General features: G+C 72.7%; 29 protein-coding genes. 17 read left to right on the top strand and 12 right to left on the bottom strand.

Annotated features, from left to right (window positions below):
- The first annotated feature begins 133 nt into the window (after positions 1 to 133).
- The 3 genes from coaE to ACFC96_RS33390 all read left to right on the top strand — a co-directional run bounded on the left by coaE (position 134) and on the right by ACFC96_RS33390 (position 1,619).
- Entirely contained in the window at positions 134 to 736 is a 603-nt protein-coding gene (gene coaE / locus ACFC96_RS33400) for a dephospho-CoA kinase (RefSeq protein WP_376258485.1), read from the top strand.
- A 13-nt stretch (positions 737 to 749) separates the two neighbouring features.
- Positions 750 to 1,133 carry a hypothetical protein gene (locus tag ACFC96_RS33395; protein ID WP_340459594.1) on the top strand — a complete coding sequence of 128 codons (384 nt, stop codon included), beginning with the start codon at positions 750 to 752 and terminating at the stop codon, positions 1,131 to 1,133.
- Between the two features lie 102 nt (positions 1,134 to 1,235).
- Positions 1,236 to 1,619 (top strand): tetratricopeptide repeat protein, encoded by a 384-nt coding sequence (locus ACFC96_RS33390; RefSeq protein WP_376615674.1) that lies wholly within the window; start codon positions 1,236 to 1,238, stop codon positions 1,617 to 1,619.
- Between the two features lie 160 nt (positions 1,620 to 1,779).
- On the opposite strand, the gene ACFC96_RS33385 is transcribed toward ACFC96_RS33390, so the two are convergent.
- Positions 1,780 to 2,043, bottom strand: coding sequence for a DUF6343 family protein (locus ACFC96_RS33385; RefSeq protein WP_340459592.1), 264 nt, complete (start codon positions 2,041 to 2,043; stop codon positions 1,780 to 1,782).
- 248 nt (positions 2,044 to 2,291) lie between these two features.
- Between ACFC96_RS33385 and ACFC96_RS33380 the strand changes: the two genes are divergently transcribed.
- From ACFC96_RS33380 to ACFC96_RS33370, 3 genes are all read left to right on the top strand, one after another.
- Positions 2,292 to 3,236, top strand: coding sequence for an acyltransferase domain-containing protein (locus ACFC96_RS33380; protein ID WP_376615679.1), 945 nt, complete (start codon positions 2,292 to 2,294; stop codon positions 3,234 to 3,236).
- Positions 3,233 to 3,922, top strand: coding sequence for a class I SAM-dependent methyltransferase (locus ACFC96_RS33375; protein WP_376615672.1), 690 nt, complete (start codon positions 3,233 to 3,235; stop codon positions 3,920 to 3,922). Before ACFC96_RS33380 ends, ACFC96_RS33375 begins: the two co-directional genes overlap by 4 nt.
- Before the next feature lie 97 nt (positions 3,923 to 4,019).
- The gene (locus tag ACFC96_RS33370; protein ID WP_376258477.1) at positions 4,020 to 4,478 is read left to right on the top strand and encodes a DoxX family protein; all 459 of its coding nucleotides are present in this window, start codon (positions 4,020 to 4,022) and stop codon (positions 4,476 to 4,478) included.
- Between the two features lie 36 nt (positions 4,479 to 4,514).
- On the opposite strand, the gene ACFC96_RS33365 is transcribed toward ACFC96_RS33370, so the two are convergent.
- On the bottom strand, positions 4,515 to 5,069 hold the full coding sequence (locus ACFC96_RS33365; RefSeq protein WP_376258475.1) for an RNA-binding S4 domain-containing protein: 555 nt from the start codon (positions 5,067 to 5,069) through the stop codon (positions 4,515 to 4,517).
- 132 nt (positions 5,070 to 5,201) lie between these two features.
- On the opposite strand from ACFC96_RS33365, the gene ACFC96_RS33360 reads away from it, so the two are divergent.
- Both ACFC96_RS33360 and ACFC96_RS33355 read left to right on the top strand, forming a co-directional pair.
- A complete protein-coding gene (locus tag ACFC96_RS33360) occupies positions 5,202 to 6,563 on the top strand; it encodes a M20/M25/M40 family metallo-hydrolase (RefSeq protein WP_376615670.1) in 1,362 nt (453 codons plus the stop codon).
- The gene (locus ACFC96_RS33355) at positions 6,560 to 8,092 is read left to right on the top strand and encodes a YfcC family protein (protein WP_376615668.1); all 1,533 of its coding nucleotides are present in this window, start codon (positions 6,560 to 6,562) and stop codon (positions 8,090 to 8,092) included. Before ACFC96_RS33360 ends, ACFC96_RS33355 begins: the two co-directional genes overlap by 4 nt.
- A gap of 31 nt (positions 8,093 to 8,123) precedes the next feature.
- Here ACFC96_RS33355 and ACFC96_RS33350 read toward each other — a convergent pair whose 3' ends face one another.
- A complete protein-coding gene (locus tag ACFC96_RS33350; protein WP_376258470.1) occupies positions 8,124 to 8,486 on the bottom strand; it encodes a (2Fe-2S) ferredoxin domain-containing protein in 363 nt (120 codons plus the stop codon).
- Between the two features lie 241 nt (positions 8,487 to 8,727).
- Between ACFC96_RS33350 and ACFC96_RS33345 the strand changes: the two genes are divergently transcribed.
- Complete coding sequence (locus ACFC96_RS33345) at positions 8,728 to 9,510, top strand: nucleotidyltransferase family protein (protein WP_376258468.1); 783 nt, start codon at positions 8,728 to 8,730, stop codon at positions 9,508 to 9,510.
- Here the strand turns inward: ACFC96_RS33345 and ACFC96_RS33340 are convergent.
- The gene (locus ACFC96_RS33340; protein ID WP_376258466.1) at positions 9,465 to 10,094 is read right to left on the bottom strand and encodes a 2'-5' RNA ligase family protein; all 630 of its coding nucleotides are present in this window, start codon (positions 10,092 to 10,094) and stop codon (positions 9,465 to 9,467) included. The genes ACFC96_RS33345 and ACFC96_RS33340 overlap by 46 nt on opposite strands.
- A gap of 205 nt (positions 10,095 to 10,299) precedes the next feature.
- On the opposite strand from ACFC96_RS33340, the gene ACFC96_RS33335 reads away from it, so the two are divergent.
- The gene (locus ACFC96_RS33335; RefSeq protein WP_376258464.1) at positions 10,300 to 12,165 is read left to right on the top strand and encodes an FUSC family protein; all 1,866 of its coding nucleotides are present in this window, start codon (positions 10,300 to 10,302) and stop codon (positions 12,163 to 12,165) included.
- A 9-nt stretch (positions 12,166 to 12,174) separates the two neighbouring features.
- Here ACFC96_RS33335 and ACFC96_RS33330 read toward each other — a convergent pair whose 3' ends face one another.
- Complete coding sequence (locus ACFC96_RS33330) at positions 12,175 to 13,014, bottom strand: serine protease (protein WP_340460417.1); 840 nt, start codon at positions 13,012 to 13,014, stop codon at positions 12,175 to 12,177.
- Between the two features lie 211 nt (positions 13,015 to 13,225).
- Here ACFC96_RS33330 and ACFC96_RS33325 point away from each other — a divergent pair, with 211 nt between their 5' ends.
- A complete protein-coding gene (locus ACFC96_RS33325) occupies positions 13,226 to 13,909 on the top strand; it encodes a DUF899 domain-containing protein (RefSeq protein WP_340460416.1) in 684 nt (227 codons plus the stop codon).
- A gap of 172 nt (positions 13,910 to 14,081) precedes the next feature.
- Positions 14,082 to 14,261 (top strand): hypothetical protein, encoded by a 180-nt coding sequence (locus tag ACFC96_RS33320; RefSeq protein ID WP_376258461.1) that lies wholly within the window; start codon positions 14,082 to 14,084, stop codon positions 14,259 to 14,261.
- Between the two features lie 19 nt (positions 14,262 to 14,280).
- Here the strand turns inward: ACFC96_RS33320 and ACFC96_RS33315 are convergent, their stop codons facing one another.
- Together ACFC96_RS33315 and ACFC96_RS33310 are read right to left on the bottom strand one after the other, a co-directional pair.
- Positions 14,281 to 14,733, bottom strand: coding sequence for a hypothetical protein (locus ACFC96_RS33315; RefSeq protein WP_376258459.1), 453 nt, complete (start codon positions 14,731 to 14,733; stop codon positions 14,281 to 14,283).
- On the bottom strand, positions 14,721 to 15,434 hold the full coding sequence (locus tag ACFC96_RS33310) for an ATP-binding protein (protein WP_376258457.1): 714 nt from the start codon (positions 15,432 to 15,434) through the stop codon (positions 14,721 to 14,723). Before ACFC96_RS33310 ends, ACFC96_RS33315 begins: the two co-directional genes overlap by 13 nt.
- 270 nt (positions 15,435 to 15,704) lie before the next feature.
- Here ACFC96_RS33310 and ACFC96_RS33305 point away from each other — a divergent pair, with 270 nt between their 5' ends.
- Positions 15,705 to 16,574, top strand: coding sequence for a helix-turn-helix domain-containing protein (locus tag ACFC96_RS33305; protein WP_376258455.1), 870 nt, complete (start codon positions 15,705 to 15,707; stop codon positions 16,572 to 16,574).
- Positions 16,575 to 16,847: a DUF397 domain-containing protein gene (locus ACFC96_RS33300; protein WP_227294109.1), complete on the top strand. Its 273-nt coding sequence runs from the start codon at positions 16,575 to 16,577 to the stop codon at positions 16,845 to 16,847. It begins immediately after the preceding gene.
- Between the two features lie 64 nt (positions 16,848 to 16,911).
- Here ACFC96_RS33300 and ACFC96_RS33295 read toward each other — a convergent pair whose 3' ends face one another.
- Positions 16,912 to 18,333: a PLP-dependent aminotransferase family protein gene (locus tag ACFC96_RS33295; RefSeq protein WP_376615666.1), complete on the bottom strand. Its 1,422-nt coding sequence runs from the start codon at positions 18,331 to 18,333 to the stop codon at positions 16,912 to 16,914.
- Between the two features lie 47 nt (positions 18,334 to 18,380).
- Between ACFC96_RS33295 and ACFC96_RS33290 the strand changes: the two genes are divergently transcribed.
- Complete coding sequence (locus ACFC96_RS33290) at positions 18,381 to 18,881, top strand: carboxymuconolactone decarboxylase family protein (protein ID WP_376615664.1); 501 nt, start codon at positions 18,381 to 18,383, stop codon at positions 18,879 to 18,881.
- 26 nt (positions 18,882 to 18,907) lie between these two features.
- On the opposite strand, the gene ACFC96_RS33285 is transcribed toward ACFC96_RS33290, so the two are convergent.
- The 3 genes from ACFC96_RS33285 to ACFC96_RS33275 all read right to left on the bottom strand — a co-directional run bounded on the left by ACFC96_RS33285 (position 18,908) and on the right by ACFC96_RS33275 (position 21,791).
- On the bottom strand, positions 18,908 to 20,398 hold the full coding sequence (locus ACFC96_RS33285; protein ID WP_376258449.1) for a glutamate synthase subunit beta: 1,491 nt from the start codon (positions 20,396 to 20,398) through the stop codon (positions 18,908 to 18,910).
- Positions 20,399 to 20,490: 92 nt separating this feature from the next.
- Positions 20,491 to 20,970, bottom strand: coding sequence for a DUF1772 domain-containing protein (locus ACFC96_RS33280; protein ID WP_376258447.1), 480 nt, complete (start codon positions 20,968 to 20,970; stop codon positions 20,491 to 20,493).
- 98 nt (positions 20,971 to 21,068) lie between these two features.
- A complete protein-coding gene (locus ACFC96_RS33275; protein ID WP_376258445.1) occupies positions 21,069 to 21,791 on the bottom strand; it encodes a DUF2293 domain-containing protein in 723 nt (240 codons plus the stop codon).
- A gap of 85 nt (positions 21,792 to 21,876) precedes the next feature.
- Between ACFC96_RS33275 and ACFC96_RS33270 the strand changes: the two genes are divergently transcribed.
- Entirely contained in the window at positions 21,877 to 22,527 is a 651-nt protein-coding gene (locus ACFC96_RS33270; RefSeq protein ID WP_376615662.1) for a uridine kinase, read from the top strand.
- 129 nt (positions 22,528 to 22,656) lie between these two features.
- Positions 22,657 to 23,076 carry a CBS domain-containing protein gene (locus ACFC96_RS33265; protein ID WP_376615661.1) on the top strand — a complete coding sequence of 140 codons (420 nt, stop codon included), beginning with the start codon at positions 22,657 to 22,659 and terminating at the stop codon, positions 23,074 to 23,076.
- 129 nt (positions 23,077 to 23,205) lie between these two features.
- On the opposite strand, the gene ACFC96_RS33260 is transcribed toward ACFC96_RS33265, so the two are convergent.
- Complete coding sequence (locus tag ACFC96_RS33260) at positions 23,206 to 25,485, bottom strand: PQQ-binding-like beta-propeller repeat protein (RefSeq protein WP_376615659.1); 2,280 nt, start codon at positions 25,483 to 25,485, stop codon at positions 23,206 to 23,208.
- Between the last annotated feature and the right edge of the window lie 39 nt (positions 25,486 to 25,524).

Genomic DNA, 25,524 nt, shown 5'->3' with positions numbered 1-25,524 from the left:
CCAGGGCTCTCCGGCGCCTTGCGATCGCACGCACCAGACGCCGCCGGGCCCGCCCCTCGGGCGGACGACGGGAATGTGACGACAGGCCCTAGGGGCTGTGGTCAGCCATGGGTACCTCGCCTAAGCTGCCCGCATGCTGAAGGTGGGTCTGACCGGCGGAATCGGTGCCGGCAAGAGCGAGGTGTCCCGGCTGCTCGTGGAGCACGGGGCCGTACTGATCGACGCGGACCGCATCGCACGGGAGGTCGTGGAGCCCGGAACTCCCGGACTGGCCGCGGTCGTCGAGGCGTTCGGGAGCGAGGTGCTCGCCCCGGACGGCTCGCTGGACCGGCCGGCGCTCGGCGCGATCGTCTTCGCCGACGCGGACCGCCTCGCCGTCCTCAACTCGATCGTGCACCCGCTCGTCGGCGCCCGCTCCGCCGAACTCGAAGCCGCCGCCACCGGTGACTCCGTCGTCGTGCACGACGTACCTCTGCTCGCCGAGAACGGTCTGGCGCCGTTGTACGACGTCGTGGTGGTCGTGGACGCGAGCCCCGAGACCCAGCTCGACCGCCTCGTGCGCCTGCGCGGCATGAGCGAGGAGGACGCCCGCGCCCGCATGGCCGCCCAGGCCACCCGCGACAAGCGCCTGGAGATCGCCGACATCGTGATCGACAACGACGTACCGCTCGACGAGCTGCACCGGCGGGTCGACGCCGTCTGGGCGGACCTCGCGCAGCGGGCGGCCGCGGCCTAGAAGGGGGACGGGCGTGGTCGTCCTGGCGGCGTTCACCTTCCTCGGCGGCCTGGTGGCCGTCCTCGCCGGGGCGTACGGGCTGCGGCGGACCCGGCGGATCAGCGAGGCCGGACGCGTCGCCCAGGCGCTCGTGAAACCTCCGCAGGCGGGTTCCGAGCGGCCTCTGCTGCAGTTCGAGACGCACGACGGCCTCGTCGTCGAGGTGCCGTCCCCCGCGCCGCCCACCCGGCGGCTGCCGCTGACGGCGGGCGGCCTGGTCGGCATCGCGTACGACGTCGACGACCCCCGTGAGACCGTGCTCATCGGTGGCGAGCGGCCCGTCCTCGACTGGGTGTTCGTGGTCGCGGGCGTGGCGCTGGCCGTGCTCGGCGTGGTACTCGCGGTGACCGGGCGCTGAGCCGACGACGCGGTCGGACGTACGTACGTCAGGGTGTTGTGGGGGAGGAATAGGGCCGACAGTCCACGCCGTTGACGTGGATGACGAAGGAGGGAGACCGCTGTGCCCCACTCCAACCCGGAGACGCACGTCATCGACTTCCGCGCCGCTGAGCAACTGCTCGCGGCGCGTGATCCGCGAGGCGCGGTGAAACTGCTCGACCCGGTGATTGCGGCCCACCCCGAGAACACGGCGGCGCGGCTGCTGCGCGCCCGTGCGTTCTTCGCCGCGGCCCAACTGCGCGCGGCGGAACTCGAGTTCACCATCATCCTGGAGCGTGAGCCGGACAACGCCTTCGCGCACTTCGCGCTCGCCCGCACCTATCAGCGTGCCGCGCGGCCGAACCAGGCGAGGCGCCACTTCCGGCTCGCCGCGGCGCTCGATCCGCAGCCGGACTACGTGGCCGCGGCCGCTTTCGACGACGCCCCGCAGGGCGAGGCCCCCTAGGGCCCTTCGTTCGGATCACGGGCCGCGGGGCGTGCGCCCCCCCGCGCGCCTCGCCGCGTTGTCGTCGGTCGCCGACGCTCCATGTGGGCTCCTTCCTCCGCCTTGCGAAGCAAGGTGCCGGCACCCGCTCCCTGGTCCGGCCCGATCCGAACGACAGGCCCTAGGGCTTGTGGTCCGGTGGAACGTAGGGCGGTACGTCGCGGCCCGGCTGGTAGTGCGGGCCCTGCCGGATGTGGCGGGTGATCATGAACAGGTCGACGGTCACGATCAGCCACAGCACCCCGCACGCGAGCGCCCACCACGGGCGGTCCGTGAGGATGAACGCGACCGTGCCGAAGATCGCCCAGGCCAGACCCCAGATGCTGAGCCACAGCCGGGCGCGCAGGGCACTGCGCGCGGTCACCGGTTCACTGCCCGTGCGCATCGTCACCGCCTCCGCCCGTGAAGAGGTTCCCTCTCAAGGGTGCCTCTTCACGGGCGGAGGCGTCGGGTGCGTCCGCACCCTCGCGCGGTGCACCGTTCCCTGAAAAGGTGGGGTGGTTTCCGGTCGGCGGACCCCGGTCGCCGGGGTTCGGCCGGGGGAGGGGAGGGCGCGTGCTGGACGGGCGGAAGAGCGGCGAGCGGCTCGCGGGATGGGTGGAGGCGCTCGACGGACAGGGGCGGGCGGAGGCGCTGATCCCCGACGCGGAGGACCTGCCCGAGGTCCTCCTCGACCTCGGGGTCGCCCATGAGGACATCAACGAACTCGTCGCGCTGCGCCCCCGGGTGGCCGACGATCCCGAAGTGAGCGATCTCCTTGAGCGGGCCGTGGACGCCGTCACCCGGGACATGGGGACGGTCGGCAAGAGCCCCGGCTTCCCGTCGCCGCCCGACGGCGGAGACCTGCTCGAACGCTGCTTCTCCGTCTACGTCTACGTGGCGGCGCTGCCCGCCACGCGTGCGTACCACCGCGGTCTCGGGGTGCCGGACGACGTCTCGCGGCGCACCCTCGCCGACCTGGGGCGCCACATGGCCGTCCACCGCAGGCGGTACGGCAGTTGCGGCATTCACGCGGTCGCCTGGCTCGGCCTGCACTTCCATGGGGAGCTCTACCAACTCGGCCGGCTCCAGTACCAGCGGGCCACGCTCGGCGGGCGCTCGGGCGACGGGATCGCCCGCGCGGGAGTGCCCCTGAAGCCCGGCGACCCGTGCCTCAGCCTCCACATCCCCGACTACAGGGGCCCGCTGTCGCCGGTGGCGTGCGACCGGTCCCTGCTCCAGGCCGGGGAGTTCTTCGCGCGCCACTACCCGCGGGAGCGCTACGAGGTCGCCGTGTGCCACTCCTGGCTCCTCGACGCCCAGTTGAAGAGCTACCTGCGCGCCGACTCGAACGTAGTGCGGTTCCAGGAGCGCTTCCGCACCGCCTGGGAGAACGACGAGCCGGACGACGGGGTGCCGGTCGGCTTCGTCTTCGGTGACCCCGCCCTTGCGGTGGAGGGACTGCCTCGCCGCACGAGCGTCGAACGGGCCGTCGGTGACCATCTGCGCGCGGGCGGACACTGGTACGGCGGACATGGCTGGTTCCCGCTGCCCTGGTCGGGAACTGCCGCCGAGGGAAACCTCGTTGAAGGAGCATGAGCCTTGAGATGCGTGAGGGATACGGAGGGACGGGACCCGGCGCCATCACGCCGGACGGCTGTGCGGTCGATCTGTACGCGCGCCTGCCCGTGAGGGATGAGCCCGACATCATCGCCGCGGCCGTGCCCGCGGGAGCGAGCCTTCTCGAACTGGGCAGTGGCGTCGGCCGGATGACACACCCCCTCATCGAGCGCGGCTTCACGGTCACGGCCGTGGACGAGTCCGCCGAGATGCTGGAGCGCGTGCGCGGGGCGCGGACGATCTGCTCGCCGGTCGAGACGCTGGACGCCGGCGGGACGTTCGAGGTGGTGCTGCTCGCGTCGTTCCTCGTGCACACCGGGGACGTGGCGGTGCGGCAGGGGATGCTCGACACGTGCCGGCGCCATGTCGCGGACGGGGGCTGCGTACTGATCCAGCGGGAGGGCCCGGACTACCACACGAACCTGCCGCGCGAGCGCGTGGACCCGAGCGGTTTCACGGTCCGCATCGTGTCCGCGGAGCCCGTGGGGGACGGGGTGAACTCGGTGCGTGCGGAGTACGAGTTCCCCGACGCGTCCTGGACGCACACGTTCCTGGCGCGGCCCCTGACGCGTGAGCAGTTCGAAGAGGCGCTGGACCAGGCCGGGTTGAAGGTCGACCGGTATCTCACGGACGACCAGGTGTGGGTGAGGGCGGTGCCCGCATAAAGGTGCCGGGCGACCGATGAGTTCCCCGGGGTGCCGCCGTCTACCTCTGTGACAGCCGGACAGCACGGCCCGGCGCCGACTCACCGAGGAGCACCCCATGTCCGAGACCACCGCCCCCGTCACGACCGCCGCTTCCGCCGCCTCCGTCAGCGCCGCCCCGGCCGCCGGCAGGGCCCGCGCCGCCCGCATCGCGCTGCGCACGCTCACGGTGCTGCTCGCGCTGTTCTACGGCGTCGCGAGCGCCCTGCCCAAGCTGATCGCGCACCCGACGGCGGTCGAGTCGTTCGACACGATGGGGTGGGGGAGCGCGGCGATGTACCTCATCGGCGTCCTCGAACTGGCAGGCGCAGTAGCCCTGTTGGTGCCGGTGCTCTCCGGGGTCGCCCCGATCGCGCTGAGTGCGCTGATGGCCGGGGCGTTCGTCGTGCAGATGTCCTACTTCGACGGGGAGAACGCGGCGACGCCGCTCGTCCTGATCGTCCCGCTGGCGCTTCTCGCGTGGACACGACGCCGGAGCAACGCGGATCTGGTCCGCCTCGTCAAGCGCCGGGCGTGACCCGCGGCCGGAGGCTGACCCCGTCGACGTACGGGGTCAGCCTTCTTCGCGTCCGTCCGCCTGATCCTGCGCCGGGGGTACGGGGCCCGCCCCGAATGCGGCGCGCAGCCGGTCCATGTCCCTGCGGTCCCGCTTCGTCGGGCGGCCCGCGCCGCGGTCGCGGACGGCCACGGGGGCGACGGCGGCGCGCGGCGGGGGCGGCGGACTGTTGTCCACGTAGCACTCGACGGCCACGGGGGCGCCCACGCGCTTGCGGATCAGGCGCTTCACGATCACGACCCGCTCGTGCCCGCCGGCCTGCCGCACCCGCACCTCGTCGCCCACGCGCACGTTGTGGGCGGCCTTCACGCGCTCACCGTTGACCTTCACATGCCCGCCGCGGCACGCCGTCGCGCCCGCCGAGCGCGTCTTGGCCAGCCGCACGGACCAGATCCAGCTGTCGATCCGCACGCTCTCGCCGGCGCCGGGGCCGGCCGCCCGCGCCGCGGCCGCCGCGTTCGAAGCCGTATCCGAACCCGTACCCGAAGCGGAATCCGCACCAGTGCCCGAACCGGTGTCCGAGGCGGTGTCCGAAGCAGTATCCGAAGCCATGCCTCGACCTTAGTCCCGGATCGGCTCGATCCGGCGAGGCACCCGGACGCCAGACGTCACCCGGAAGGATAATCCGGACAAAATGCCACGCATTTCAAGGGCAGTCATCGGACATCTAGGGGTACGGACGCCATGGACGCCAGGGAGCTGCAAGCCGAAGTCGACGGCCTGATGGACGGGCTCCGCGCCGATCTGGAGCGGCTCGCCGCCATCCCGTCCATCGCCTTCCCCGGCTTCCCCGCCGAACCTGTGCGGGAGGCGCACGACCTGCTGGCCGGGCTGCTCAGGGAGTGTGGCGTCGAGCGCGTCGAGCGGATCGATCTGCCCGACACCGCCCCCGTCGTCTTCGGCGAGATCCCGCCACCGACGCCGGACGCGCCGACCGTCCTGCTCTACTCGCACTACGACGTCCAGCCCGCCGGTGACGAGAAACTCTGGAGGTCCCCGCCCTTCGAGCCGACCCCCGTCGAGGGTGGGCTGCGGGCGCGCGGCATCGCCGACGACAAGTCCAACGTCATCGCGCATCTCGGCATGCTGCGGGCCTTCAAGGGCCGCCCGCCCGTCGGCGTCAAGATCGTCTTCGAGGGGCAGGAGGAGTACGGCAGCCCCTTCGACGGCTACCCGCCCACCGACCCCGAACGGTTCGCCTGCGACGCCATGGTCATCGCCGACCTCGGCAACCTCCGCCCCGGCACCCCCACCCTCACCACGGGTCTGCGTGGCGCGGCCGAGGTCGTCGTCGAGGTCCGCACCCTCGAAGAGCCCCGCCACAGCGGCGAGTTCGGCGGTGCCGCCCCTGATGCCCTGCTCGTCCTGCTCAAGGCTCTGGCCACCCTGCACGACGTGCGCGGAGACGTCGCCGTCGAGGGCCTGCGCCGCGAGGAGTGGACCGGCACGAGCTACGCCGAGGACGAGTTCCGCTCCCTCGCCGGTGTCGAGGACGGCGTGCCACTGATCGGCAGCGGCACCCTCGGCGAGCGCCTGTGGAGCGGCCCCGCGATCACCGTCATCGGCCTCGACGCCCCCGCCGTCGAACACGCCGCGTCCGCGGTCGTGCCGTACGCCCGCGCCAAGCTCAACCTGCGCTTCCACCCCCGTCAGGACCCGAAGGAGGCGCAGGCCAGGCTGGTCGAGCACCTGCGCTCCCTCACGCCCTTCGGCATCCGGCTCACCGTCACCCCCGGCGACACCGGCCCCGGCTACGAGGCCACGACCGGCGGCCCCGCCTACCGCGCCGCGCTCACCGCGCTCAAGGAGGCGTGGGGCACGGACGCCTCCTACGTCGCGACCGGCGGCTCGATCCCGCTGGTCAACGGCCTGGCGAAGGCCGCACCCGGCGCCGAGGTGCTCCTCTTCGGCGCCCAGGACAGCATGTGCAACCTGCACGCCCCCAATGAGCGCGTCCTGTTCTCCGAGCTGCGCAGCACCGTCGTCGCGATGTGCGCGTTCGTCCGTGAGTACGCCGCCGACCACCGCGCCGGAACCGCCTCATGAGTACGCCCACGGAGGCGGAGGCGCCCCAGCAGCCGCATCCGACGGGCAAGTTCACCTTCCCGAGCGCCCTGACCGTCCTCGCGATCGTCACGGTCGCCGTCTGGGCGGTCGCCTTCCTCATCCCCTCCGGCCAGTACGACCGCGACAGCTCGGGCGCCCCCGTCCAGGGCACGTACCACCGCGTCGACTCCGGGCAGTCCCTCGTCGACCGCCTCGACGACCTGTTCCTGTCCCCGGTCAACGGCCTCTACGGCATCCAGGACACCAGGACGTCCCTGGTGGCCCCGGACAACACCGGTGACCTGTACGGCAGCGCGGGCGTCTTCCTCTTCGTGCTCGCCATCGGCTCCTTCATCACCGTCGTCTTCGCGACCGGGGCCCTCGACCGCGGCATCGGCCGGCTCGCCCACCGGCTGCGCGACCGGGGTGCGCTGCTCATCGCGGGCGTCATGGTGGTCTTCTCGGTGCTCGGCACCGTCGAGGGCTTCGCCGAGGAGACCCTCGGGTTCTACGGCCTGATCGTGCCGCTGATGCTCGCACTCGGCTACGACCGCATGACCGCCGTCGGCGCGATCATCCTCGGCGCGGGGATCGGGGTGCTGTGCTCGACGGTCAACCCGTTCGCCACCGGCGTCGCCTCCTCCGCCGCCGACATCTCCCTCGGCGACGGCATCATCCTGCGCTTCCTCATGTGGATCGTGCTGACCGCCGTCACGGTCACCTACGTCATCCGCTACGCGAAGCGCGTGCAGAAGGACCCCGGGCGGTCTCTGTCGGGGTTCCTGCCCGGGGACCGCGATCAGGAGGAGGCCGAGGCCCACGCGGTCGAGGTGCCGAAGCTGACGGGACTGCACAAGGCGGTGCTCACCGTCACCGCCCTCGTGTTCGCCTTCATGATCTTCTCGGTCGTGCCGTGGTCGAGCGCCCTCACCGGGAAGGCCGACGCGACCCCGTACGGCTTCGAGCTCGGCTGGTCCTTTCCCCAGCTGGCGGCACTGTTCCTCGTCGCGGCCGTGCTCGTCGGCGTCGTGGCGCATCTGGGGGAGCAGAGACTGAGCTCGACGATCATCCAGGGCGCGGCCGACTTCATCTCACCCGCGCTCGTCATCCTGCTCGCCCGCGGGGTCACCGTGATCATGAACAACTCGAAGATCACCGACACGGTCCTGCACTCCATCGAGGGCGTCGTGAAGGGCACCTCGTCCGGCATCTTCGCGATCATCGTCTTCGTCGTGAACCTGCCGCTCGCCTTCCTCATCCCCTCGACCTCGGGCCACGCCACGCTCGCCATGCCGATCCTCGCGCCGCTCGCCGACTTCGCGGGCGTCTCGCGCGCGGTCGTCGTCACCGCGTGGCAGGCCGCGAGCGGCTGGATGAACCTGTGGGTGCCGACCACGGCGGTGACGATCGGCGGTGTGGCCCTCGCCAAGGTCGGCTACGACAAGTACCTGCGCTTCATCTGGCCGCTGCTGGCCATCCTGTTCGTACTGATCTGCGGGTTCGTGGCGGCGGGGGCGGCGCGGACGTGACGGGTACGCGTTCTTTTTTGGCCTTCGGCCGTCAGCGGCGCGTGCGGCGGCGGGTCCGCTCGCCGGGGGTCTCGATGAACTGGAGCTCCAGGGCGGGCGGTGCCGGGGCGATCCCGGGGCCGCCCGCCTCGGCCCAGCGCAGGATCTCGTCCGTCGCGTCGTCGCCCATCGACCAGCCCACCCACACGGGGCGCCCGCCCCGCCGCCGGCCCTCGCCCGACGGCTGCACCACCATGACGTTCGCCTGGTCGCACGGTCCCAGACAGTCCGTCACCCGCACCGCGACCGCCCCACCGGACGAGGCGGCCGCGGCCCGCAGCCGCTCCAACTGCCACGTGTGGTCATAGCCGGGGTACTTCGCCGTGTTGCCGCAGCAGCAACCCCTGCACACCACGAGGGTGCAGGGGCGATGGGGGTACCTCCCTGCTCGAGCGGAGTCGAGAGCTCGGGGGACGGCGGCACCGATCACGGAACGGGTGGGACGGGCGGGCACAGAACTCCTTGTCCGGGCGGGCACGGAACGCGTATACGTACGGAGCGATTCTCCGTCATGCACGGGTCCGCCCCCAAGTACGCGCCCCGGGCGCCCTGTAATGGAGTCGCCTGTCCTCCCGTGCCGTCGATAGCGTGGCCCCATGCCTGCCGCGCACGAAGTCATGACCGACCGGGCCTTCCTCGACCACGTCGCCGACCGGCTCGCCGCACTCCCCGGGGTGCGGGCCGTCGCGCTCGGTGGGTCGCGGGCCCAGGGCACTCAACGACCCGACAGCGACTGGGACTTCGCGGTCTACTACCGGGGTGGATTCCAGCCGGACGACCTGCGGGGCGTCGGCTGGGAGGGGGAGGTTTCCGAGATCGGTGGGTGGGGTGGCGGGGTCTTCAACGGCGGGGCCTGGCTGACCGTCGACGGGCGGCGCGTCGACGTGCACTACCGCGATCTCGACGTGGTGGAGAGGGAGTTGGGCGAGGCCGGAGCGGGGCGCGTCCGCTGGGAGCCCCTGATGTTCCATCTGGCCGGGATCCCGACCTACCTCGTCGTCGCCGAACTCGCCGTCAACCACGTGCTGCGCGGTACGGTGCCCTGCCCGGACCGCTATCCCGAGGCCCTGCGCAAGGCGGCCCCCGAGATGTGGTGGGGGCGGGCCGCCGGAACGCTGCACTACGCCAGGGCCAACAACGCGCCGCAGGGCGGCAGGACCGAAGTCCACGGGGCGGTCGCCGTGGCCGCGATGTCGGCCGCCCACGCCGTACTCGCGGCGCGCGGTGCCTGGGTCACCAACGAGAAGCGGCTCCTGGAGCGTGCGGGGCTGCTGGGCGTGCACAGCCTGCTCGCAGGGGCGTCGGGCGACCTGGTCGACGTGGTCGACCGCACTCAGCTCCTCCTGGAGAGCGCCGTCGACTCCGCGCGCCGGAGCTGAGCGGGCGAAGCCGCCCGTACAGGCCGGGCGGGCGGGATCAGGGGTGCGGGCTGCGCGGGTGAGCGCCCCAGCTCGTACACCGTTCCGTCCTCCCACACCCGCCCGTCCGTCACGATCAGGCGCACCGACCCGACGCGCGCCGTCACCGGCAGCATGGGGCGCAGTTCCCGCTCCAGCGCGTCGTACGCCGCCTCGTACGTCTCGGGTCCCTCGTCGTTCGCGAGCGTGAGATGGGGGTCGAGACCCTCCGGCCCGAACACGCCGCGGTAGGGGACCGCCTCCGGCCAGCGCTCCCGCAAGGACCGCGTGAGGGCGCGGACGGGGTCCTCGGGAGCGGGCGGCAGGTAGAGGACGCCCGGGTAGCGGCGGAACTCCGCGAACGTCAGGTCGAACGGGTCCCGGGCCGCGAAGAGCGCCGACAATTCGGCGTGGACCTCCGGCGTGATCCGCGCGGCGGGGAGAAAGGGGTACAGCACCGTGATGTGGGCCGGGAACGGCGCCCGCACGAAGGAGTCCGCCTCCGGGATCCGAATCGTCAGGGCCGTGTCGCCGGGCACGTCCGGCCAGCCGTCCTCGCTGCTCACGGCGCGCAATCCTGCCATGGCGCCACCCGGGTGACCTGCGGCGGGCCCGTTCCGAGGAGTTCCGCACGACGTCCCGCACATCGTCACGTCGTGGAAACGCGCACGTACCTTTCCCTCCGCACACGCCACCTACCGTTGACGCATCAGCCCAGGCCGACGTCGTCCCGCGGCACACCCCCGCCCCGGACCCGCCGACAGGAGCACCGTGCGCACCACCCTCCGCCCCCTTCCGCCCTGGCTCGGCCACGCGTTGCGCGCCCAGCGCGGTCCCGTCCCCTGGAGCGCCGTCGTGCGCGGCGCACTCGCCGCCGGGCCACTCCTCGTCGCGGCCCTGCTCGCAGGCCGTCCCGTCGCCGGGGTGCTCGCCGCGCTCGGCGCCATGTTCGCGGGAATCAACGACCGGCCCGGCAGCCGTCGCGCCGCGGTGCCCCGGATCGGGGTCCCCGCCCTGGCCGGCGCGGGCGGACTCGCCCTCGGTACGTGGGTCGGCGCGCACGCCGGTTCCGCCGCGCTGGTCGGCGTGTTCGCGCTGCTCGGGTTCGCGGGCGGCGCCCTCAGCGCCGTCGGGCCGATCGCGTCCGCCTGCGGAACACAACTCCTCGTCGCCGTCGCGATCGGTGCGGGCATGCCGCTGCCGGAGGCCGGCTGGCAGCGGGCCCTGCTCTTCCTCGCGGGCGCGGGCTGGCTCCTCGTGCTCCGGGGCGTGCTGCCGTCGCCGCGCGGGGCAGGCGCGTACCGTTTCGACGGCGAACGCGCCGCCGTCGCCCGGGTGTACGCGGCTGTCGCCGGGCTCGTCGACGCGGCGGGCTCACCCCGGGCCACCGCACGACGCGCCGCCCTGACCGCCGCGCTCGATCACGCGCAGGACGCCCTTTCCGGACCGCGCCTGCGCCGGTTCGTGGGCTCCCATGAAGAGCGCCGCCTCCATGCGCAGTACGCCGCCGCCCTGCCGCTCGGCGAGGCGGCCACCGCCCTCGCCTGGGCGGGAAGCCCTCTCCCGGCCCGCGCGTCGGAGGGCCTGTGGCGCCTCGCCGACGCCGTCCGCGCCGCGCAGCCGTGCGGCCCGCTGCCCGCACCCGCCCGCTCCGACGCGGCCCTGCGCGCGCTGGACGAGGCACTGCTGCACGCGGCCGTGGCCTTCGACGGACCCGTACGTGGCCGGACCCGTATCGCTCCGGTCCCTGTCACCGTGAGTGCCACCGGCCTCGGCGACCCGCCGCGCGACGCCGGGCCCCAGCCGCTGCACACCCGCCGCCACGCCCCCGTCACCGCCCTGCGCAGGGTCGTCGGCCCCGCCGGGCGCGAGTACGGGATCCGGGTGGCGCTCTGCTTCGGAGCCGGTGCCGCCGTCGCCCAGCCGCTCCACAACGCCCACTGGTACTGGCTGCCCGCGACCGCCGTCTTCCTCGTCAAGCCGGACCTCGGGCCGCTCGCCTCGCGCGTGCTGTGCCGGGCGTTCGGGACGGTGTTCGGAGCGGCGCTCTTCGCGGGACTCGCCGCGCTGCTGCCCGGCCCCGCGGGGCCCGTCGCGCTCGTGGTGCTCACCGGCGCGCTGATTCCCGTGGGCACACGGCACTTCGCCGCCCAGACCGCCGTCGTGACCGTCTTCGTACTGTCTCTCGTGATGGTGGGAGGGGAACCGCAGATGGCCCTGGCCCGGATCGGCGAGACGCTGCTCGCGTGCGTCATCGTGCTCTGTGTGGGCCACCTGCCGCTGCCCGCGCCGGGCTGTGGTGGCGGCGCCGTGCGTACGCGCCTGACCACCGCCGGCGAGGCCGCGCGGGCCTACGTTCTCCATGTGCTCAGCGGGTCCGACGACCGCGCCGGACGGTGGACGCTGCGCCGCGAGGCGTACCGCGCGCTCGCCGAGGCGCGCACCGCGATCGACCTCGCCGCCGCCGAACTTCCCCCGCTCGCCCGGCACACGGCCGGCACGGAGGACGTGGCCGTCACCCTCGAAGCCCTCGTCGACACGACCACGTCCTGCGCCGTGCACCTCGACGACACGGGCCGCGTCCCGGAGCAGCACGCCGAACGGATCGACGCGCTGCTCGCGGAACTCAGTGCCTGAGAAGGAGGGTCACGGCTTCGGCAGCTCGCAGCCCGCCGCGCTCAGGTCGATCTTGTTGCCGATCCCGACGCACGGCACGATCCCGTACGTCTCCTGCGCGTAGTTGATGCCCTTGCGGACCGTGACCGTGCCGTTCTCGTCGACCTCGCACGGGTTGTTGTCCGTGCAGCGGGCGCCGTCCTCGTTGCCCGTGTTGTTGACCGCGACGACCTTGCCGGACGCCTGGTCGACGACGGGGGAGCCCGAGGTGCCGCCGATCGTGTTGCACGTCGAGGTGTAGCGGACCGAGTCCTTCCAGGTCCACTCGCCCTCCTTGAGGCGGTACACGAAGCCGTCGACGTTGCAGCTGTAGGTCTTCTTCCAGTAGCCGGAGACGACCGTGATGGCCGTGCCCGCCGTGGGGTGCGAGGCCGACAGTTCGAGGGCCTTGATGCCGTACGAGCTCTCGATCTGCTGGTAGGTGCTGGTGAGTTGGTAGAGCGAGACGTCCGTGTCCGTCATCGTGCCGTACGCGATCTTGTTCGCGCGCAGTGTCGCGACCTTGCTGCCCGCGGAGTTGAGCAGGCTGAAGGTGCGGGACGACGGCTGGTCGACGACGACCTCGCCCGGTCCGGGGAAACCGCTCTCGAGACAGTGCCCGTTGGACATGACCAGGGCCGGGTCCGTGGGCTGGGAGTCCGGCACGCGGACGACCGACCCGGAGCAGTTGCTGAGCGCCACCGTCCCGGCGAAGGTGACCGCCTTGACCTTGGCCGTGGCCTCGTGCGGGGCTCCGACTGCCGTGGCGGGCGCGGCCGTTGCTCCTATGAGGAGCAGGCCGAACACCGCACCGACGAGAGGCTTTTTCATGTGGGGGTCCTCTCCCGTTGATCGCTGAAACCGACAACTACCGGTTTTGACATGTGCATTGTGGTGGTGTCGGCGTCAGCGGACAACAGTGCATGCTCAGCGAACACAACGGATCCCCCGGAAGAACGGGGAAGGTTTTCTGCCGCCGAGCGATGAGTTCCGAGAAGAGCCCCGGTCAACCACCCGAGGAGTACCGACCCGAGGAGGACCCATGGGGCTGCCGGACGTCGTCACCCGCGAGGAGTGGCTCGGCGCGCGCCAAGAACTGCTCGCCAGAGAGGAGGCGGCGACCCGCGCCCGGGACGCGCTCAACGCGCGGCGCCGCGAACTGCCCATGGTGGAGATCGAGAAGCTGTACGTGTTCGAGGGGCCCGACGGCAAGGCGGAGCTCCTCGACCTGTTCGAGGGGCGTTCCCAGCTCATCGTCTACCACTTCATGTTCGGCCCGGACCAGGAAGCGGGCTGCCCCGACTGCTCCGCGTTCCTCGACCAGATCGGGCACCTCTCCCATCTGCGCGCCAGGGGAACGGAGTTCGCGGCCGTGTCGCGCGCCCCGTTCACCAAACTCCTGCCGTTCAAGGCCCGCATGGGCTGGACGGTGCCCTGGTACTCCTCGGCCACGAGCGACTTCAACCAGGACTTCGGCTTCGTGTCGGACGACGGGCCCCGCGACGTGCCCGGCCTCAGCTGCTTCCTGCGCGACGGCGACCGGGTCTACCACACGTACTCCACGACCGGCCGGGGCCTCGACGGCATCGGCTCCGTCACGAGCCTGCTCGACCTGACCGCGCTCGGCCGCCAGGAGGAGTGGGAGGAGCCGGCGGGGCGGGCGTCGACGCTCGGGGCCCCGGCGGGCAGCGGGCGCGTCCGCTATCACGACGAGTATCCGGACTGACGCCTCGGCGGATCGCACTGCCGCGGCGGTCCTCCGGTCGGCCACAGCGGCGCAACTCGTCTCAACTCGGTGTCAGTGTCATCACGTTGCGAGCCCTCGGGCGCCTCGCGGTCGTTCTTCTCCGTAAGAACGCGCGACAGCGCACGTACGACGACGGGGGCAGGGGTGCACGATGATCGACGGACGAGTGGTACTTGAACGCTTTCCCGCGGGAGGGCCGCGGGGGTCATGGCCGGCCGAGGAGTTCGCGCGCGACCGGCGTCTGGAGGGGCAGCCCGCGGAGGTCGTCATGGACCTCGCGACGGACGCCTTCCTGGTGATCGTGCCGCGCGCGGAGGCTGTCGCGCGCTGATCCGGGTGGAGCGTGCTGTTCAGGCGGCGTCGGCCGCGCCCGCGCCGATCGAGCGGGACCAGGCGGGCGTCGTGCCGGTGACCCGGCACAGCGCGAGATAGAGCGGGATCGGCGGGGTGTACGGGATGCTGCCGTCGGGCCGGTGGATGAGTCCGGGCGCGCGCCGCGCGTCCGGCACCTGCACGCCGGTCGTGTAACTGGCCGGGGCCGGCCACTCCAGGGCGACGTCCGAGTCCGAGGGAACGATCCACCACCAGCGGTCACCGTCGGCGTACACGCACCCCATGCGGGGCAGCCGCGCGACCATGGCGCGCCCGCAGTCCTCGGGGACGGCGACGGTGTCACAGCCGAGCGGGGCGGTCATGCCGGCGGGGACGGTGAGTCTGATCGGGGCGGTCCGCAGGATCTGCCGCTGCCGCGAGAACCGGACCAGCGAGTCGAGATCCATCGTGCGCGTCGTCACCACACCCATCCGGCTCCCGCCCCCGTCCCGGGGCCGGCGGCCGGGCCGAAGCCGGTGCCGTACCCCGTCTCGAACTCTGACTCGAACTGCTGCGTGTCGAAGGCGGGGCCCGATGCGGTGCCCGGTCCCCTGTCGGGGGAGTGAGGTGGTTCGCCGGTGTGCGCTTCACCGCTGCGGTGCGGCCCGGGAATCCCGGGGGGTTCCGCGACGGGGGAGTGTCCTCGGGCGGCGTTCGTGTCCTGCCCGCCGACCGCGTCGCGTGCGAGCTCGGCCCACACGAGCAGTCCGGGGCCCGTCTCCTGCGCGCCCCACGCGGTACTCACCGCCGCCACGAGCAGCAGGCCACGCCCGTGCTCCTCCTCCGGCGCGACACGGCGGGCGGAATGCGGCTCACCAGCGGCCCAGCCCTCGTCACGCACGGCTATCCGGACCCGGTCGTCACTGTCGTGGAGCTCGCACACTATGCGGCTGCTCGCCGTGTGGACGATCGCGTTCGTGACCAGTTCGGAGATCACCAGGGCGGCCGCGTCGCAGGTGTCATCGCACACTGCCCAGCCGCTGAGGTGGGCGCGCGTCAGTTTCCGGGCCTGGGCGGCAGAACCCGGGTGGGGAGCCAGTTCGAAGCTGCTGCGACGCAGGGAGGCTGCGCCGGAGCGCGCCCCGGTTTCGTCACCGAGCGTAGCTTCGCCGACTTCTGTTCCTAACGGCACGGACGGAATCACGCTTGCCACTATCTCCCCGTCGTGAACACTTGGCAAGAGCCACTCTGAAAAGTGCAGAGTGCAGTGTGCTCGCGTGCCGAGCCATGGCACACTGCTGACGGCGGTGTGCCGTACGGCGCCCGCCATGGCGAAATCGCCGACGATTTCAGGGAAGTTGCCCGGAATGACCGGGCGTCGGGGCCGCCCGGCTTCCTCTGGGAGCGCGACCACACGCGCGACCGCGAACAGGACCACAGGGACGACTGGGAGGTAGGGGGCGTGAGCGAACCGCGGTCCGCTCCGACCGTTGGCCAGGTCGTCCTCGGCCGGCGCCTCCAGGACCTGCGCGAACGCGCCGGGCTCAAGCGCGAGGAGGCCGCGAAGGTCCTGCGCGTCGCCCCCGCCACGGTCCGTCGCATGGAGATGGCCGAGGTCGGACTGAAGATCCCGTACCTCCAGCTCCTCCTGAAGTCCTACGGCGTCACCGACGAAGAGGCGGAAGCCTTCGTCATGCTCGCCGAAGAGGCCAACAAGCCCGGCTGGTGGCAGCGGTTCCACGACATCCTGCCCGGCTGGTTCTCGATGTACGTGAGTCTGGAGGGCGCCGCCGCCCTCATCCGGTCGTACGAGCCCCACTTCGTTCCCGGGCTCCTGCAGACCGAGGACTACGCGCGTGGCGTGATGCGCTCCGGAGCCGTCGGCCGCGCCCTTGCCGAGGACCCCGACGTCGTCGAGCGGCATGTCGCGCTCCGGATGCAGCGTCAGGAACTGATCACCCGCGAGGACGCCCCGCGCCTGTGGATGATCATGGACGAGACCGCGCTGCGGCGCCCGGTCGGCGGCCCGGACGTGATGCGCGGTCAGATCGACCGGCTCCTGGAGGCCACGGAGCTGGCCAACGTGACGCTGCAGATCGCCGAGTTCGCCGCCGGCCCGCACCCCGGCACGTACGGCCCCTTCGTGTTGTTCCGATTTGCCATGTCAGAACTGCCGGACATGGTCTACAGCGAGTACCTGACCGGCGCGGTCTACCTCGACGCGCGCCCCGAGGTGGCCACCCACCTCGAGGTCATGGACCGCATGGCGGCGCATGCCGCGACGGCACATCGCACAAAGGACATCCTCCGGGATCTCCGCAAGGAGCTGTGAATGGATCGGATCAAGGCCCGCATACGAGGTGTCGACGGGAAGGTCATCTACAACGGGATGCCCGCCCGCGACCTCGGCACCGAGGGCTGGCACAAGCCCTGGAGCGGCGGCAACGGGGGCAACTGCGTGGAAGCGATGAAGCTGGCCGACGGCCGGGTCGCGATGCGTCAGTCGGCAGACCCGGACGGCCCCGCCCTGATCTACACCCCGGGTGAGATCACCGCGTTCATCGAGGGCGCGAAGGCCGGGGCGGCGGACTTCCTGCTCTCGTGAGCGGACGGGGTGCGCGAGCCGTGGACCTGCCTCTCCGGCGGACCCGGCAGCGGCCGTCGGGGTCTCAGCCCGGTGGCAGCACCCCGCACAGAGCGTCCAGCGCCGCCCCGTAGGCGTGGTCCGACGGCGTCGAGTAGCCCACCACCAGGCCGTCCGCGTGCGGCATCGTCGCCTCCGGGTGGCGGAACTCGGCGAGGCCGTCGAGGGCCACACCGCCCCACGCGGCGGCCTTGACCACGGACCGCTCGGTCCCCGGGGGCAGCCGCAGCACCGCGTGCAGCCCCGCCGCGATCCCGGTGACCGCCACCTCGGGCGCCCGCTCGGCCAGCGCCTGCACCAGGCGGTCCCGCCGCCCCCGGTACCGCTGCCGCATCCGCCGCACATGCCGGTCGTAGGCCCCCGAGACCAGGAAGTCCGCGAGCGCCAGCTGGTCCGGCACGCTCGCCCACGCCTCCCGCTCGCCCTTCGCCGCGACGACATCCCACACCAGCCCCTGCGGCAGCACCATCCAGCCGAGCCGCAGCGCCGGCGACAGGCTCTTGCTGACCGAGCCGACGTAGACCACCCGTTCGGGGTCGAGGCCCTGTACCGCGCCGACGGGCCTGCGGTCGTAGCGGAACTCGCCGTCGTAGTCGTCCTCCACGATCAGCCCGGCACGCGCGCGTGCCCAGTCGACGGCCGCCGTACGCCGCTCGGCGTGCAGCGGGCCACCCGTGGGGAACTGGTGCGCGGGGGTGAGCAGCGCGGCCCTCGCCCGCCCCGCTCCGGCCGTCAACTCCCCGACGCGTGCGCCGTGTTCGTCGAGCGTCAGGGGCAGCGTCCCTACGCCGGCGGCCGTCAGGATCTCGCGGTGGAAGCCGAGTCCGTACGACTCCACGGCGAGCGGTCCGCGCAGCACCCGGCCGCCGAACAGAAGCCGCAGGGCGTGCGCGAAGCCGGAGCAGATCACGATGCGGTCCGGCTCCGCCCGCACCCCGCGCGCGCGGGCCAGATACTCCGTGAGCGCCTCCCGCAGCTCGACGCGGCCCTGCGGATCGCCCGGCCCGAACGCCTCGTTCGGGGCGGCCTGCAGCGCGCGCCGGTACGCGGCCGCCCACTCCGCGCGCGGGAAGGACGACGCGTCGGGTGTGCCCTGGCGGAGGTCGTGGCGTGGCCCGTGCGCGCGGGCCGGACCCTTTTTCGGGATGCGGCCGGCCGCGGGCGGCCCCACCCGTTCGGCGACGCGCGTTCCCGAGCCCTGGCGCGCGGTCAGCCAGCCCTCGGCGACGAGCTCCGCGTACGCGTCGGCGACCGTGTTGCGGGCGACGCCCAGGTCGGCGGCGAGGGAACGGTAGGGCGGCAGCCGGGTGCCCGGAGCGAGCCGCCCCGAGCGCACGGCGTCACGCAGCGCCCTCATGAGGGCGGCCCTGCGGCTGCCCGCGCCGGACAGGTCCAGATGCAGGTCGGCACCGATGCGCTCGGCGGAATTGACCCATGAATCCGTCATGGAAATGCACCCTACAAGAGGTCTATCGGGCTCGTAGATTCATGGTCATGACGACGAACGCGATCACCACGGCGAACACGCACTCCCCCGTCCGCTCGGCCGGCCGCCTCGACTTCGCGAAGGCCGCGCCGAAGGTCTTCCGCTCCCTGATCGGCTTCGACGCCGCCGCCCGGGAGGGCCTCGACCCGGCCCTGGTCGAACTGATCCAGATCCGTGCCTCGCACCTCAACCACTGCGCGTACTGCCTCCACATGCACACCAACGACGCGCGCAAGGCCGGCGAGAGCGAGGACCGGCTGCACATGGTGGCCGTGTGGCGCGAGGCGCGGCACTTCTTCAGCGCTCGGGAGTGCGCGGCACTCGCACTCACCGAGGCCGTCACGCTCGTCGCCGACGGCGGTGTTCCCGACGACGTCTACGCGGAGGCCGCGGAGCGGTTCGACGAGCAGGAGCTGGCGCACATCCTGTCCCTGATCCTCACGATCAACGCGTGGAACCGGATCGCCCTGTCGACCGGCAAGGTCGCGGGCACCGACGAGCGCGGATGAACGACGAACGCCGACCGGCGGCGGCCTCAGGCCATCATCGGACGGTCGTACGGGCCGATCGGCGCGGGCAGCCGCGTCGAGCCGGTCAGCCAGCGGTCGACCGCGGCCGCGGCCGAGCGGCCCTCGGCGATCGCCCACACGATGAGGGACTGGCCGCGGGCCGCGTCCCCGGCCGCGAACACGCCGGGCACCGAGGTCGTGAACCGCGCGTCGCGGGCCAGCGTGCCGCGGTCCTCGACGGCCAGACCGAGCTGGCCGACCGGACCGCCGGCGCCGCGCTCGGGCCCCGAGAAGCCGAGCGCGAGCAGCACCAGATCGGCGGGCAGCTCCCGGGACGTGCCCTCCCGGGGCCGCCGCGCCTCGTCGACCTCGACGAGATGCAGCGCTTTCACCCGGCCCGACTCGTCTCCCTCGAAACGCAGCGTGGACGCCGCGAACAGGCGCGCGTCGGCGTCCGCCGCGGGCGCCGTTCGCAGCTCCCCGGCCTCCTCGTGGGCGGCGGACAGCCGGTAGATCTTCGGATAGGTCGGCCAGGGCTCGGCCAGCTCGTCGCGCTCGGCGCCCGGCTGCCCGTAGATGTCCAGCTGCGTGACGGACGCGGCGCCCTCGCGCACCGCCGTGCCCAGGCAGTCGGCGCCCGTGTCGCCGCCGCCGACGATCACGACGTGCTTGCCCGCGGCCGACAGGGGGGAGGCGTCGATGTCGCCCTCGCACACGCGGTTGGCCAGCGGCAGGTACTCCATCGCCTGCACGATCCCGGCCAACTCCCGCCCCGGCACCTCCAGTTCGCGCCAGGCCGTGGCGCCGACCGCGAGGACCACCGCGTCGTAGCGCGACCGCAGCTCGGCCGCGCCGATGTCGCGACCGACCTCCGTCGACGTACGAAAACGCACCCCCTCGTCCCGCAACTGCGCCAGTCTGCGGTCCAGATGGCGCTTCTCCATCTTGAAGGCGGGGATGCCGTAGCGCATCAGGCCGCCCGGCCGGTCGTCCCGCTCGAAGACGGCGACGGTGTGCCCGGCGCGGGTGAGCTGCTGGGCGGCCGCGAGCCCCGCCGGGCCCGAGCCGACCACGGCGACCGTGGCGCCGGACAGCCGGTCGGGCGGCTTGGGCGGGGCGAGGCCGTCCTGCCAGGCGCGGTCGGCGATGGCGACCTCCACGTTCTTGATGGTCACGGCCGGCTGGTTGATCGCCAGGACGCAGCCCGCCTCGCACGGGGCGGGGCACAGGCGACCGGTGAACTCGGGAAAGTTGTTCGTGGCGTGCAGCCGGTCGCTCGCCGCCCGCCAGTCGTCCCGCGACACGAGTTCGTTCCACTCCGGGATCAGGTTCCCGAGCGGACACGCCTCGTGACAGAACGGGACGCCGCAGTCCATGCAGCGGTCGGCCTGTCCCTCGATGATCGGCAGGAGCGCCCCGGGGACGTACACCTCGGCCCAGTCACGGACCCGCTCCTCGACAGGGCGGCGTGGCCAGTCCTGCCGGGGGGTGGTGAGAAAGCCCTTGGGGTCGGCCATGGCCGTCTCCCTTGCCGTGTCCTTCTCGCCACAATACGTCCGTTTCCGCTGGTGCGCAGGGGCGCCGGCAGGATCCGGCAGGACGCGAAGGCTCAGGTCAGGGCGAGGATGAACGAGGCCGACGCGGCCAGCGACGCACCAGCCCTGACGTGGTTCCACATCAGCCACTCGGACACGTACGTACGCCACGACCCCGCGCTGTCCGGCGCCTCGGGGTCGAGCTTCGCGAGCGCGTCGTTGCGCGGGACGTTCGCGACGGCGGTCACGCCGAACGCGCCGACGAGCTGGAACGCGCTGCCGAGCAGCAGCTCCACGGTGCCCTGCTCCGGCCAGAGCACGAACGTCACGACGGCGAGCACCACGCACAGCGCCGCGGCCCCCAGGAACACCACCATGAACGCCGGACCGACCGCGGCCACGTTGATCGCCTGCATCGCCGCGATGCCCTGCGCGGGAGGCAGCGCCGCGAGCCCCTTCATCACGAAGGTCGAGAACGCGATGAAGACGCCCGCCGACACCCCGCAGGCGAGCGCCCCCAGGACGGTGAGGACGAAGTACGGCCCCTCGATCATCACAACTCCCCCCTGCCGGCGATGCCGTCGGCGTCGCGGTCCGGTCAAGATCCTGCCGCACGCGGGGGACGGCCGCCACGGTTCGGCGTCCACCCTTCTCATGAGGGCCGCCCGCGCCACGCGGCCAGAACGGCCTCCACCGGTGCCGCGATTCTCCTCCTGGCCTCGCCCCGCGGCACTCCGCTCATCAGCAACGCGTCGTACGCGGTCTCCGTGTGCCGCACCGCCGCCCGCACCGCCGCCGTCACCGCGGCCTGCGACAGTGCGCGGCCCGCCGCGCTGCGCCCCACCCGGCCGCTTCCGCGCAGTGACGCGTGGGCCGCGATCGCCTCCGCCCGGTGCGGCGGGCAGCACGGGAAGAGCCGCAGGATCTCCCGGGCGAACGCGGCCGTGAACGACACGTCCTGCGCCGCCCTTCGTGCCGCGTCCCGCACCCGGCGCCTGGCCCGCGCGTCCGCGTCCGCAAGGCACCGCTCCTCGGCGCGGGCCAGCGCCTCCTCCTCCACGAGGACGCCCTGGCGCTCGTAACGGCCGCGCCGCCGATGGAAGCGCACGACCACCGCCGACAGCGAACTGCCTTCCCTGGCGCGGCGGGTGAGCGCCCAGTCCCCGCGCGGCAGATACACGAGATGGCCCAGGTCGGCGCAGTCGAGGCACCGCGGCGCCCCGTCCTCCAGGGTCAGCAGGTCCAGAGGTTCCCGGCGGCACTCCGCGCACCGCCGACGCTTCATCGGCTGCACGACGACCGGCCCGCCGAGCCCGGTGTGCGGCGGGGGAGTCCGGCGGTGAGCAGCCCGGTCGGGCCGGGCCGTGGCGGTCATACCCGGTTCATTCCCCCCGGGCACGGGCGAGAACGCGTCGCGGGGGCACGGGTCCCCTCGGATCCCGTCCCGGGCGCGAGGCATCATGAGGCGCGTGCGACTCGAAGCGATCACCTGGGAACGGCTCGGCGACGCCCTCGCCGAGCGGCTGCTCGAACTGAAGCCGGTCGACGGGAGTCCGTGGCCCCGTGTCGCCGTCGACGGCCCGCCGGCCGCCCGGCCCGGTGACCTCGCCGCACTGGTCGGGGAGGCGCTGCGGGTGCGTGGACGCCCCTCGCTCGCCGTGGACACGGGCGGATTCCTGCGGCCCGCCTCGCTGCGCCTCGAGTACGGGCGCGAGGACGTGGAGGCGTACTACAGCGGCTGGTTCGACTCGGCCGCGCTGTGGCGCGAGGTCTTCGGGCCGCTCGAACCCGGTGGTACGGGACGCGTCCTGCCGGACCTGTGGGACCCGGCCGCCGACCGCGCGACACGCAGCGCCTACGTCGAACTGCCGCCCGGCGGCGTCCTGTTGCTGCACGGGCCACTGCTCATGGGACACTGGTTCCCCTTCGACCTGACCGTGCACCTGAAACTGTCGCCGGGCGCGCTGCGACGGCGTACGCCCGAGGACGAGCAGTGGACGCTGCCGGCCTTCGAGCGCTACGAGAGCGAGACGGACCCGGCCGGCACGGCGGACGTGGTCGTACGGGCCGACGACCCCCGGCATCCGGCCTGGGGCGGGCTGCCCTCGTGACGGGCGCGCCCACGTGTCGGTGCGGGTCCGCTCCCAGGTGCGGGCCCAAGGCAGGGCGGGAAGAATGAAGTGCGCCGGGATTTGCGGCGCGACCGTGCCGCGCCGGCCACCGGCACCGGGAGGTACCCCATGACCACCGCCGGAGACATCATGCACCGCGGTGCGCAGTGGATCCCCGCTCACGAGACCCTGGACCGCGCAGCCCAGCTCATGCGGCAACTGAACGTGGGCGCACTGCCCATCAGCGACGAGAACGAACGCCTCTGCGGGATCCTCACGGACCGCGACATCGTGATCGGCTGCGTGGCCATGGGCCACGACCCCTCCAAGATCACCGCGGGTGACCTCGCGCAGGGCACGCCCCGCTGGATCGACTCGGGCGCCGACGTCGGCGAGGTCCTCCAGGAGATGCAGGGCCACCAGATCCGCCGGCTCCCCGTCATCGAGGACAAGCGCCTCGTCGGCATGATCAGCGAGGCCGACCTCGCGAGGCATCTGTCCGACGACCAGATGTCGGCGTGGGTCGAGAGCGTCTACGCCCGGGGCTGACGTTCGAGATCACGATCCGGCGGGCCGCTGGCGCTGGCTGCTCCCGGCCAGGGCCTTTCGTCCGGACCAGGCCGGATCAGGGAGCGGGTGCCGGCACCCGCGAGCCCGGCATGATCCGAACGACAGGCCCTAGGAGCGGCCCGCCGCCACCGAGAACGGCCCACTGTCCGTCACGGCGTAAACGACCCCGCCCACCGGCACGGGCGCCACAGCGCTCGGTGACCGCTCGTCGACCGTGCCGCTCTTCCCGCCGCCCGCCGTCACCGCGGGCTTCGTGCGCCAACGCTCCCTGCCCGTAAGGGTGTTGATCGCGACGATGCTGCTGTCCGGCGTCGTCGCGTAAAGTGTCGTGCCCCGCACCGACGGTTCGCTGAAGACGCGCAGCTCCCGCGACGTCGTCCACAGCGCCTTGCCGCGCTCGAGGTCGAGGGCGAGCACCATCTCGTTCGCGTAGTCGAAGACGTACATCACGTCACCGTGCACGAGCGGCGGCGCCTCGGGCTCGACGGCCCACGGGAAGTCGACGGAGCGGACGGTGCCCGACGTCAGATCCTGGATGAAGATGCGGGACGAGACCCCCGAGTCGTTCTCCCAGCGCGCGTAGTACGCAGTGCCCCCGTGCACCGTCGCCAGCCACAGGTCGCCCTTGGGCGCCGTGACCCGGCCGAGGGTCCTGCCGGTGCGCGCGTCGAGTCGGGCGACGGTTCTGTCGCCGGTCCGCGTGTTGCGCAGGTCGGCCACGAGTGTGCCGTCCCGGCCCGCGTACAGCGGCCCGGGGGAGTCGCTGGTGAGGGTGCGGCGCCACAGCTCCCGTCCGGTGCGCGGGTCGAGAGCGGCGTACGTCGCCGTGTTCGACGCGCCGAGCCTGCCCACGCGCACGACGACCACGCCGCTCAGGTAGGAGAACTCCGCCTGCGGGCCCTTGAAGCGCCACACCTTGCGGCCGCTCGTGGCGTCGAACGCGTCGACGCCCTCGCTGCCGTCGTCGCTGAGGGCGAGCACCCGGTCGCCCACCACTTCCGGGTCCGTGACCGTGAATCCGTTGACCCGGGCCGGGCGGTGCATCGGCTTCGTCCAGTCGGTGCGGCCCGTCAGCGGGTCCAGCCGGAACAGCGCCCTCTTCTGCGACGAGCAGTAGACGCCGAGCGCGGACGGGGTGCAGGTCGGCATGTCCGGCGTCATCGACGCCGGGATCTCGCTTTTCCCCTTCCCGCCCGCGGCGGTGAGATCGCTGTGCCAGGGGCGCCAGCCGTCCGGCACGCCGGGCCGCGCGTCCTCGCGTACGGCCTCGTCCCCGCCGCTCATCGAGGTCACGCCGACTCCTGCGGCGGCGGCCGCCAGGACGGCCACGACGCTCATGGCGACCTTGAGGCGACGGGTGCGGGGGCGCCGGGGGGCGGCGGAGTTCCGCTGCGCGACCGGGGTGTCGGGGGTGGTGGTGTTGCCCGGGGCGCCGGGGATTTCGGGCGCAAGCGTCGCGGAGCCGCTCCCGGCCGAGACCTCGGCGGAGGTGGTGAGGGTGGCGGTGGGTCGGTCCAGCATGCCCCGGGCGCCCTCCCGCTCCGTGCCCTGCGGCTCCTCCGGCAGCGCGGCCAGCGCCTCGCGCACCGCGTCCGGAGTGGGCCGGTCCTGAGGCGACTTGGCGAGGCAGGACAGCACCAGTGGACGCAACAGCCCCGGTAGACGCCCGAGTTCGGGGTCGTTGTGCACGGTCTGGTACGCCGCCAGGTACGCGTTCTCCGCCTCGAACGGGCTGTGGCCCGTGGCCGCGTACACCAGGAGCGCGCCCAGCGAGAACACGTCGACCGGCGGCCCGACGTCGCGCGGGCGGCTGAACTGCTCGGGCGCCATGAAGGGCGGCGAGCCCATCACCAGGCCCGTCTGCGTACGGACGTCACTGTGCGCCGCGCGCGAGATGCCGAAGTCGATCACCCGCACAGCACCGTCGGCCCCACCGCCCGGGCTGCCTGTGTCGAGGAGCAGCACATTGCTCGGCTTCAGATCACGATGGACGACCTCGGCGCGATGGATCTCCCGCAGTGCCTCGGCGAGTTCGACGCCGAGGCGGCGCAGTTGCGGCCACGCCAGCGGGCCCGACACCGTGACGCGCTGGGCGAGCGTGTCCCCGTCGACGTACGCCGTCGCCATCCACGGCAGCTCGGCCTCCGGATCGGCGTCCACGACGGGTGCGGTGAACGCGCCGCTCACCCGCCGCGCGGCGGCGACCTCCTGCCGGAACCTGGCGCGGAAGTCGGGGTCGTCCGCGTACTGCGTGTGCACGACCTTGACGGCGACCGCCCTGCCCGAGGCGGACCGGCCGAGGTAGACGACCCCCATGCCGCCGGTGCCGATCCGCGACTCGATCGTGTAGTCGCCGATCGACTCGGGATCACCCTCGCGCAGAGCCATCGGCCGCCCTCCCCCCGTGGCTGACATGGACGGTACACA

The organism is Streptomyces sp. NPDC055955 (assembly GCF_042270245.1).
In the GTDB taxonomy this organism is placed as follows: Bacteria; Actinomycetota; Actinomycetes; order Streptomycetales; family Streptomycetaceae; genus Streptomyces.
Note: the sequence above shows the minus strand (reverse complement) of the source record. Positions and strands in the feature narration are given on the sequence as shown.